The sequence below is a fragment of the Clostridium sp. CAG:43 genome (genome assembly GCF_000434655.1).
In the GTDB taxonomy this organism is placed as follows: domain Bacteria; phylum Bacillota; class Clostridia; order Lachnospirales; family Lachnospiraceae; genus Otoolea; species Otoolea fessa.
Genome location: NZ_FR895092.1, coordinates 1 through 7,791 on the forward strand (window position 1 = coordinate 1; position 7,791 = coordinate 7,791).

The window sequence follows — 7,791 nt, forward strand, 5'->3', positions numbered from 1 at the left end:
CAAGCGAGAGCTTTGCCGCCTCTTTAGGGATAAATTTCGGTTCCGTTGTCATGATCGTTTTCCCCGCCGAAGACTGGGGAAGTTCATCCCGGGCGCGCTCGCGGGCATGGACATCTTCCAGCCCCGGAAGGACGAGAAGTTCCATAAAGCGCTTAATAAAGGTCGATTTCCCTGTCCGAACCGGACCAACCACCCCAATATAGATCTCGCCGCCGGTTCGCGCCTGGATATCGCTGTATACATTAAAATGATCCATAAAAATACCCCCTTGGTCTGCTGATACAATGTATTCAGACCATAAGGGGGTTATGAATATTCCCAATTGGAAAGCTCCGACTCACAGAACATTTTTATTCGCTCAGATAAGCCTTCTTCACTCTCTCATTATTCATCAGTTCTTTCGCATCACCACTCAGAACGATATTGCCCGTCTCAAGCACATATGCTTTATTGGAAATGGAGAGCGCTTTTTTCGCATTCTGCTCGACCAGAAGAACGGTCACTCCGTCCTTGTTGATTTCCTGGATAATATCGAAAATCTCATTAACATAGAGTGGGGACAGACCCATCGACGGCTCGTCGAGAACGATCAGGCGCGGGTGGCTCATGAGGGCGCGTCCCATCGCAAGCATCTGCTGCTCGCCGCCGGACAAAGTTCCGGCAAGCTGGTTCTTGCGCTCTTTCAGACGCGGGAAACGCTTGTAAATCATTTCGATCGTATCTTCAATTTCCTTCTTGTCATTTCTCGTATACGCACCCATTTTCAGGTTCTGGAGAACCGTCAGGGAAGCGAACACACGGCGCCCCTCCGGCACGTGGGCGATTCCCATTGATACCAGCTTATAGCCCGGTACATGGGTAATATCCGTTCCCTCAAATGTGATATTGCCTGCCTTGGACGGCAGCAGACCCGTGATCGTGTGAAGCGTCGTCGTCTTTCCGGCTCCGTTGGCACCGATCAGCGCTACCACATCGCCCTGTTCTACCTCAAAGGAAATTCCCTTGAGTGCCTGTATCACACCATAATATACCTGTAAATCTTTTACTTCCAGCATTGACATACGAAACTTCCCCCTATTCTCCCAGATATGCTTTGATAACTTCTGGATTGCTGAGTACCTCGCTGGTCGGTCCCTCTGCCAGCATATGACCGAAGTTTAAGACCGTCAGGCGCTCGCAGATACCGGAGACCAGCTTCATATCATGCTCAATGAGAAGTACGGTCATATCAAAATGATCGCGCACGAAACGGATCGTCTTCATCAGCTCTGCCGTCTCATTCGGGTTCATGCCGGCTGCCGGCTCGTCAAGAAGCAGAAGCTTCGGCTCGGTCGCCAGCGCTCTGGCGATCTCCAGCTTTCTCTGCTTGCCGTATGGGAGGTTCGATGCCTTATAATCAAACTCTTTGTCGAGGTCAAATACCTTCAAAAGCTCCATCGCGCGCTCATCCATCTCTTTCTCAACCTTGTAATAGGACGGAAGACGCAGAATGCCGCTCAGCGTAGAATATTTATGATGATTGTGAAGACCAACCTTTACATTGTCAAGCACGCTCAGCTCCTTGAACAGACGGATATTCTGGAAGGTTCTCGCGATGCCTGCCTGATTGATCTGGATTGCCTTGTGACCGGTAATGTCCTTTCCATCCAGCAGAATCCGTCCGCCATCCGGCTTGTACACGCCCGTCAAAAGGTTGAAAATAGTCGTTTTACCAGCGCCGTTCGGTCCGATCAGGCCGTAGAGCTGTCCTTTTTCTATCGTGATGCTGAAATCATCGACCGCTTTCAGACCACCAAAAGAAATACTTAAATTTTTTACATCCAGCATTGCCATGATTTACGCCTCCCCTTCTGTCTTCTTTTTCCGGAATGATGAAAAGATGCGCCCGCGGACCTCGATCGCCTTCGGACTGGAGGTCAAAAGCATCATTACAATCAGGACGACCGCGTAAATCAGCATACGGTAATTATTGAGGCTTCGAAGCATCTCCGGAAGCAGGGTTAAGATAACCGCCGCGATCATGGAACCACGGATATTTCCGATGCCGCCCAGAACCACAAATACAAGGATCATAATGGACATATTATAACCGAAGCTTTTCGGGGTCGCTGCCAGCGTCGCCAGGTTGTGTGCGTACAGAACGCCTGCCACACCGGCTAAGGAAGCAGAGATGGTAAATGCCATCAGTTTGTATTTCGTGATATTGATACCCACAGACTCTGCCGCAATACGGTTGTCGCGGATCGCCATGATCGCACGGCCTGTCCGGGAATTGATGATATTCAATACAATAAACAGGGTCAGGAGTACCAGGATAATGCCGATCGTAAAGGTCGCCGTCTTCGGTGTACCTGTGATACCCTGTGCACCCTTGATGATCACCTGACCGTCCGCTGCCAGCTTTAAGGAAGCTACATCTTTCATGGAAACGTGGATTCCGTTTCCGTCGATGCCGACGTACAGAACATTGATAATATTTTTAACAATCTCACCGAATGCCAGCGTTACAATCGCCAGATAGTCTCCTTTCAGACGCAGAACCGGAATACCGATGAGGATACCAAATACCGCCGCTACCGCCGCACCGACAAAAAGCGCCAGAATGAAGCGTACCTGGTTGCTTGCGATCACATTTTTCATGGCATGATTAAAAAATGCACCTGAAAACGCACCCGCACACATGAATCCGGCATGACCCAGACTCAGCTCGCCGAGGATACCAACCGTGAGGTTTAAGGAAACCGCCAAAATCGTATAGGTACAAAGTGGAACCAGAATACCCTTTAAAAGACTGTTTACATGGCCGCCTGCCATCATAATCTGAATCAGAATGTAACAGCCGATTACAATCGCATATGTGATCGCATTCTGAATCCGAATTTTATTTTTATATGCGTTCATTTTAAACACCTGCACTTTCTCTTGCTTATTGCAGTTCATGCACCATCTTGTTTTCACACGGCACTTTCCGTTTCAAAAGTCCCCGGCATGAACCATCGTATAATTTTCTCTATTATACTTTCTCCGTCATCTTCTTGCCGAGAATACCGGTCGGGCGGACCAGAAGCACGATAATCAGGACAGAGAATACGATCGCGTCAGAAAGCTGGGAGGAAATATACGCCTTGGCAAGGTTTTCAATGATACCAAGCAGGATACCGCCGATAAATGCGCCCGGGATCGAACCGATACCGCCAAATACCGCTGCCACGAATGCCTTGATACCCGGCATGGAACCGGTGTACGGAGACAGGGACGGGTACGCCGAGCAGAGCAGCACGCCTGCTACTGCCGCCAGGGCGGAACCAATCGCAAAGGTTACGGAGATCGTGCGGTTTACATTGATACCCATCAAGGTTGCCGCACCGCGATCCTCAGAAACCGCCAGCATCGCCTGCCCCATTTTCGTCTTGTTGATAAATGTCATCAGGGCAGCCATAATCACGATACAGCTTAAAATCGTCACGATCGTGACACTGGAGATCGAAAGCTTGCCGCCAGCCAGCTTTAATGCCGGTACAGTAATAACTGATGTAAACTGTCTCGCATTGGAACCAAAAATCAGAAGCGCCACGTTCTGGAGCAGATAACTGACACCGATCGCGGTGATCAGAACTGCCAGCGGGGACGCGTCACGCAACGGTCTGTATGCAACTCGCTCGATCGTAACGCCCAGCACTGTACACACAACCACCGAAGCCAGAATACCCACAACCGGAGAACCGCCCATCGTTGTGACAATCGTAAACACTGTGAAACCGCCTACCATGATGATATCGCCGTGTGCGAAGTTCAGCATACGCGCGATGCCATAAACCATGGTGTAGCCCAGTGCAATGATCGCATAGACACTTCCCAGACTGATGCCATTGATTAAATAAGAAAGAAAACTCATATGTATACACCTACCTCTTTGTTTCTACGTTTTCGCATTTCCCTGTACACGCATTTCGCTGCACATGTTTACCTGTGACCGAATTTAGCAGAACAAACATGACCGTCTCGCAGTCCGCAGAAAGCAAACACCCAGTCGTCGTCGCAGGCAAGCATGTGCAGTGAACCGTTTTAAAAAGAAAGCTGTTACTAAATGCCCGGCAGCCATCTGTGACGCCGGACATCCAGTAACAGTCCCATCAGAGCTACATACATATAGCCGCAACGGTTCTGCAGTTTTTAAATTTTTAATTACTGCATCATCTCATATTTGCCGTCTTTGATCTCTACAGCTTTCGGCGCTTTCTGCGGCTCGCCTTCTGCCGTCCAGTGCATCTCTGTACCGGTCAGACCATCGATCTGGATCTCAGTCATAGCTGTTTTCAGTGCATCGCAGATATCGGAAGCGCTCATATCCGGTGTGACCTCTGCCTTCTCTGCAGCTGCCTTAATTGCATATACGCCGTCGTAAGCATCTGCTGCGAACTGAAGCGGGTCGATGCCGTAAGCATCACGGTAAGCAGTTACGAAGTCCTGGCTGGACTCCTCATCTACGGAGAACGGAGTCAGAAGCATCAGACCTTCTGCTAAGGACTTATCAAAGCCATCAACGCTCAGGATACCGTCCATACCATCACAGCCGAAGAACTGCGGATGGAAATCTTTATCGTTTGCCTGTTTCAGGATAACAGATGCCTCCTGATAGTAGATCGGCAGGAATACCAGATCAGCGCCGGACTCTTTTGCTTTATCAAGCTGTACGGAGAAATCGGTATTGTTATCAGATGTAAATGCCTCGCTGGCTACTACCTCCAGACCCTGATTCGGGGCCTCTGCTACGAAGGACTCGCGGATACCATCAGAGTACTCGCTGGAGCTGTCGTAGATGATAGCGATCTTGGTTGCCAGTTTGTGCTCGCCGATGTACTGAGCGGATGCACGTCCCTGATCCGGATCCGAATAGCATACGCGGAATGCGTTGTCGCCGGAAATACTCTCAACAGCAGATCCGGACGGAGTCAGCTGGAACAGGTTATCTGCTGCTGTCTCTGCTACAACTGCGATACACGGCTTGGAAGTAACGGTACCAAGAAGCATCTGCATGTTCCAGTCTTTTAAGGTATTGTATGCGTTGATCGCCTTCTCCGGATCATTCTCATCATCCTGGAAGTTGAACGCTACCTGGTAACCATTGATACCGCCAGCCTCGTTGATCTCATTGATTGCCAGCTCAGTACCATTCTTTACAGCCGCACCGTAAGCGCCAGCCGCACCGGTGATCGGTCCGATACCGCCAATTTTAAATACTTCGCCGTCAGCTCCCTCTGCGCCCTGTGCGTCTTCTGCTGCTGATTCAGAAGTGCTCGCATTTCCAGAGCCACCGCAAGCGGTCATAGACATCGCCATCATGGCTGCAAGTCCAAGACTAACTACTCTTTTTTTCATAATATTCTCCTCCAATTCTATGCTGCAATGGAATACAGCAACTATTTGAATGAGGCAATTATAAATTTTACCCCTCTAATTGTCAATACAAAAACCACCTAAAAAAGAGGGAATTTAGCAGATTTTCAACTTTTTGCGCTAAATTCTCTCTTTTCCAGATCTTGTAGTTATATTAGATATTCTTACGGGTTATAGTAAACACTTTTTACAAGTTTTGTCCGCCTGACACAGACACCTGCATTTTCCAGAAAAACATAGTAGATCTCATTGCTATTTTTCCGAATTTAATCACTCAAATTCAGAAAAACGGCTGCCGCCTGAATTATCCTTCCCACGGAAGATCGCTCGATTCGATCCGCGGATCGCGCATCATCAGATCCGCCAGCGCCTCTTTCGGAGATTTTCCGTCAAACAGCACCTGATTGACCTGGGAAACGATCGGCATATCGCAGCCGTATTTCTGTGCCAGCAGAAGACCGGCTTTCGCAGAATAAACGCCCTCGACAACCATCTGCACTTCCTTCATCGCCTCATCCATCGTGTATCCCTTTCCAATCAGGATACCCGCCCGGCGGTTGCGGCTGTGCATGCTCGCACAGGTTACGATCAAATCACCGATGCCGGATAATCCGTAGAAGGTCTGCTGTTTTCCGCCCATTGCAATACCCAGACGGGCAATCTCCGCAATTCCGCGGGTGATCAGCGCCGCCTTCGTGTTATCACCGCATCCCAGCCCATCCGCTGTACCGGCTGCCAGCGCAATGACATTTTTAAGAGCCGCACCAATCTCGACGCCCAACATGTCCGGGCTGGTGTAAATGCGGAACACCGGACTCATGAACACACTCTGCATGAACTCGGCAGTCTTTTTGCGGTGCGCCGCTGCCACACAGGTAGTCGGAAGTCCCCGGCTCACCTCCTCGGCATGGCTCGGTCCGGAAAGGACGGCTACCTCCGCCAACGGAAGCTCCTCCTCGATGACCTGTGACATCGTCATAAGACTCTGCTCCTCGATTCCCTTCGCCACATCCACGACAATCTGACCGTAACGCAGGTATTCCTTCATCTTCGCCGCCGTACTGCGGACATAGACGGACGGAACCGCCATAATCAGCATATCCTTCTCCGCCATCGCGGTGCGCAGATCAGCTGTCATCTGGATCGGATCCGGAAGTACAACCTCCGGCAGATTTTTGTGCCGTCTGGTGCGGCTCATTTCCTGGATCTCTGTATCAAATGCGGACCAGATTGTCACATCCTGCCCATTATTGTTCAGAAGCACCGCCAGGGCTGTGCCCCAGGTTCCGGCTCCGATAATTCCTACTGCTGCCATCCTGATACCTCCCGACCTGCTTTTCTCTCTTCTTCTCTCTACAGGTCAATGTTATTTGGAAATTTTTATACATTCCCATTACTTATGACGTTACTGTTCATGCATACGTGCCCAGTAACGGAATTTGCCGTGGCTTCGCATTTAAATACGGTAAATTCCTGCTGCCACCACGTTTTCTTACGGCACTTTCGGTTTCAAAAGTGTCCACCTGTGAACAATTACCTTATGGCAACTATGTAAAGTGTTGTTAAACTTCTTTCATGATTTCTTCGCGCCCAGTTTGTTTTCTGTGCCGGACAACAGACGCCCAATATTGCTCCGATGGCGCCAGATCGCCATGCACATCAGAATCGCGCCCAGTGCATAGAACTGGATGCGGTTCGGCGTGCTTACCCGGTAGGAACCCATGCTCTCAAAGATCACAAGCTCTGCAAAAAAGGTGATCGACACAAGAATCGAACCAAGCGATACATAGCGGGTCAGGAACACCGTCACGGAGAAAATCACGAAACAGGTCAGCGTAATCCGCAGATCCATCGCTGTCATGATGCCCGCCATGCAGGCAATTCCCTTGCCGCCCTTGAATTTCAGGTAAAACGGGAAATTGTGACCGAGTGTGACTCCCAGACCCGCATACAATGCAAGAAGATCCACGTCCGCATTTCCCTTAAACAGCAGACGGCAGACTGCCATTGCAAACACCGCCTTGAAAAAGTCTCCTAAAAATACGATCGCGCCCGCTTTCTTTCCCATCACACGCAGGACGTTCGTAGAACCGGCATTTCCGCTGCCGTACTGGCGGATATCCATATGATTCGCCTTTCCATACAGATAGCCGGACTGGATCAGACCAAAGATATAGCCAATCACAATACAGATGAGACGTTCCATTATTGATCCTTCCCCTTTCTCTCACGGATCAGGAATTTTAAGGAAGTTCCCTTGAATCCGAATGCGTCACGGATCTTGTTCTCGAGATACCGTGTATATGAGAAATGCATTAGTTCCTTATCATTGACAAACACAACGAATGTCGGCGGTTTGACCGCTACCTGTGTCATATAGTAGAGCTTTAAACG

General features: G+C 49.7%; 7 protein-coding genes and 2 pseudogenes. All 9 read right to left on the bottom strand.

The annotated features are described in order from the left end of the window. Positions 1-256: pseudogene (locus QVO97_RS07320) on the bottom strand (stage IV sporulation protein A); the annotation flags it as partial. 94 nt (positions 257-350) lie between these two features. Continuing rightward, positions 351-1,061: an ABC transporter ATP-binding protein gene (locus tag QVO97_RS07325; protein ID WP_022359704.1), complete on the bottom strand. Its 711-nt coding sequence runs from the start codon at positions 1,059-1,061 to the stop codon at positions 351-353. 13 nt (positions 1,062-1,074) lie between these two features. Further along, complete coding sequence (locus tag QVO97_RS07330; protein ID WP_022359705.1) at positions 1,075-1,833, bottom strand: ABC transporter ATP-binding protein; 759 nt, start codon at positions 1,831-1,833, stop codon at positions 1,075-1,077. A gap of 3 nt (positions 1,834-1,836) precedes the next feature. Next, positions 1,837-2,901, bottom strand: coding sequence for a branched-chain amino acid ABC transporter permease (locus tag QVO97_RS07335; protein WP_022359706.1), 1,065 nt, complete (start codon positions 2,899-2,901; stop codon positions 1,837-1,839). 112 nt (positions 2,902-3,013) lie between these two features. Then, the gene (locus QVO97_RS07340; RefSeq protein ID WP_022359707.1) at positions 3,014-3,895 is read right to left on the bottom strand and encodes a branched-chain amino acid ABC transporter permease; all 882 of its coding nucleotides are present in this window, start codon (positions 3,893-3,895) and stop codon (positions 3,014-3,016) included. A gap of 290 nt (positions 3,896-4,185) precedes the next feature. Further along, entirely contained in the window at positions 4,186-5,379 is a 1,194-nt protein-coding gene (locus QVO97_RS07345; RefSeq protein ID WP_022359708.1) for an ABC transporter substrate-binding protein, read from the bottom strand. A 322-nt stretch (positions 5,380-5,701) separates the two neighbouring features. Continuing rightward, the gene (locus QVO97_RS07350) at positions 5,702-6,712 is read right to left on the bottom strand and encodes an NAD(P)H-dependent glycerol-3-phosphate dehydrogenase (protein WP_022359709.1); all 1,011 of its coding nucleotides are present in this window, start codon (positions 6,710-6,712) and stop codon (positions 5,702-5,704) included. Positions 6,713-6,970: 258 nt separating this feature from the next. Beyond that, positions 6,971-7,603: a glycerol-3-phosphate 1-O-acyltransferase PlsY gene (gene plsY / locus QVO97_RS07355; protein ID WP_022359710.1), complete on the bottom strand. Its 633-nt coding sequence runs from the start codon at positions 7,601-7,603 to the stop codon at positions 6,971-6,973. Next, positions 7,603-7,791: pseudogene (locus QVO97_RS07360) on the bottom strand (ribosome biogenesis GTPase Der); the annotation flags it as partial. The pseudogene QVO97_RS07360 and the gene plsY, both read right to left, overlap by 1 nt.

Bases quoted from the DNA above. Each gene is read 5' to 3' on its own strand.
- QVO97_RS07325 (WP_022359704.1), bottom strand. From the start codon at position 1,061: ATGTCAATGCTGGAAGTAAAAGATTTACAGGTATATTATGGTGTGATA.
- QVO97_RS07330 (WP_022359705.1), bottom strand. From the start codon at position 1,833: ATGGCAATGCTGGATGTAAAAAATTTAAGTATTTCTTTTGGTGGTCTG.
- QVO97_RS07335 (WP_022359706.1), bottom strand. From the start codon at position 2,901: ATGAACGCATATAAAAATAAAATTCGGATTCAGAATGCGATCACATAT.
- QVO97_RS07340 (WP_022359707.1), bottom strand. From the start codon at position 3,895: ATGAGTTTTCTTTCTTATTTAATCAATGGCATCAGTCTGGGAAGTGTC.
- QVO97_RS07345 (WP_022359708.1), bottom strand. From the start codon at position 5,379: ATGAAAAAAAGAGTAGTTAGTCTTGGACTTGCAGCCATGATGGCGATG.
- QVO97_RS07350 (WP_022359709.1), bottom strand. From the start codon at position 6,712: ATGGCAGCAGTAGGAATTATCGGAGCCGGAACCTGGGGCACAGCCCTG.
- plsY (WP_022359710.1), bottom strand. From the start codon at position 7,603: ATGGAACGTCTCATCTGTATTGTGATTGGCTATATCTTTGGTCTGATC.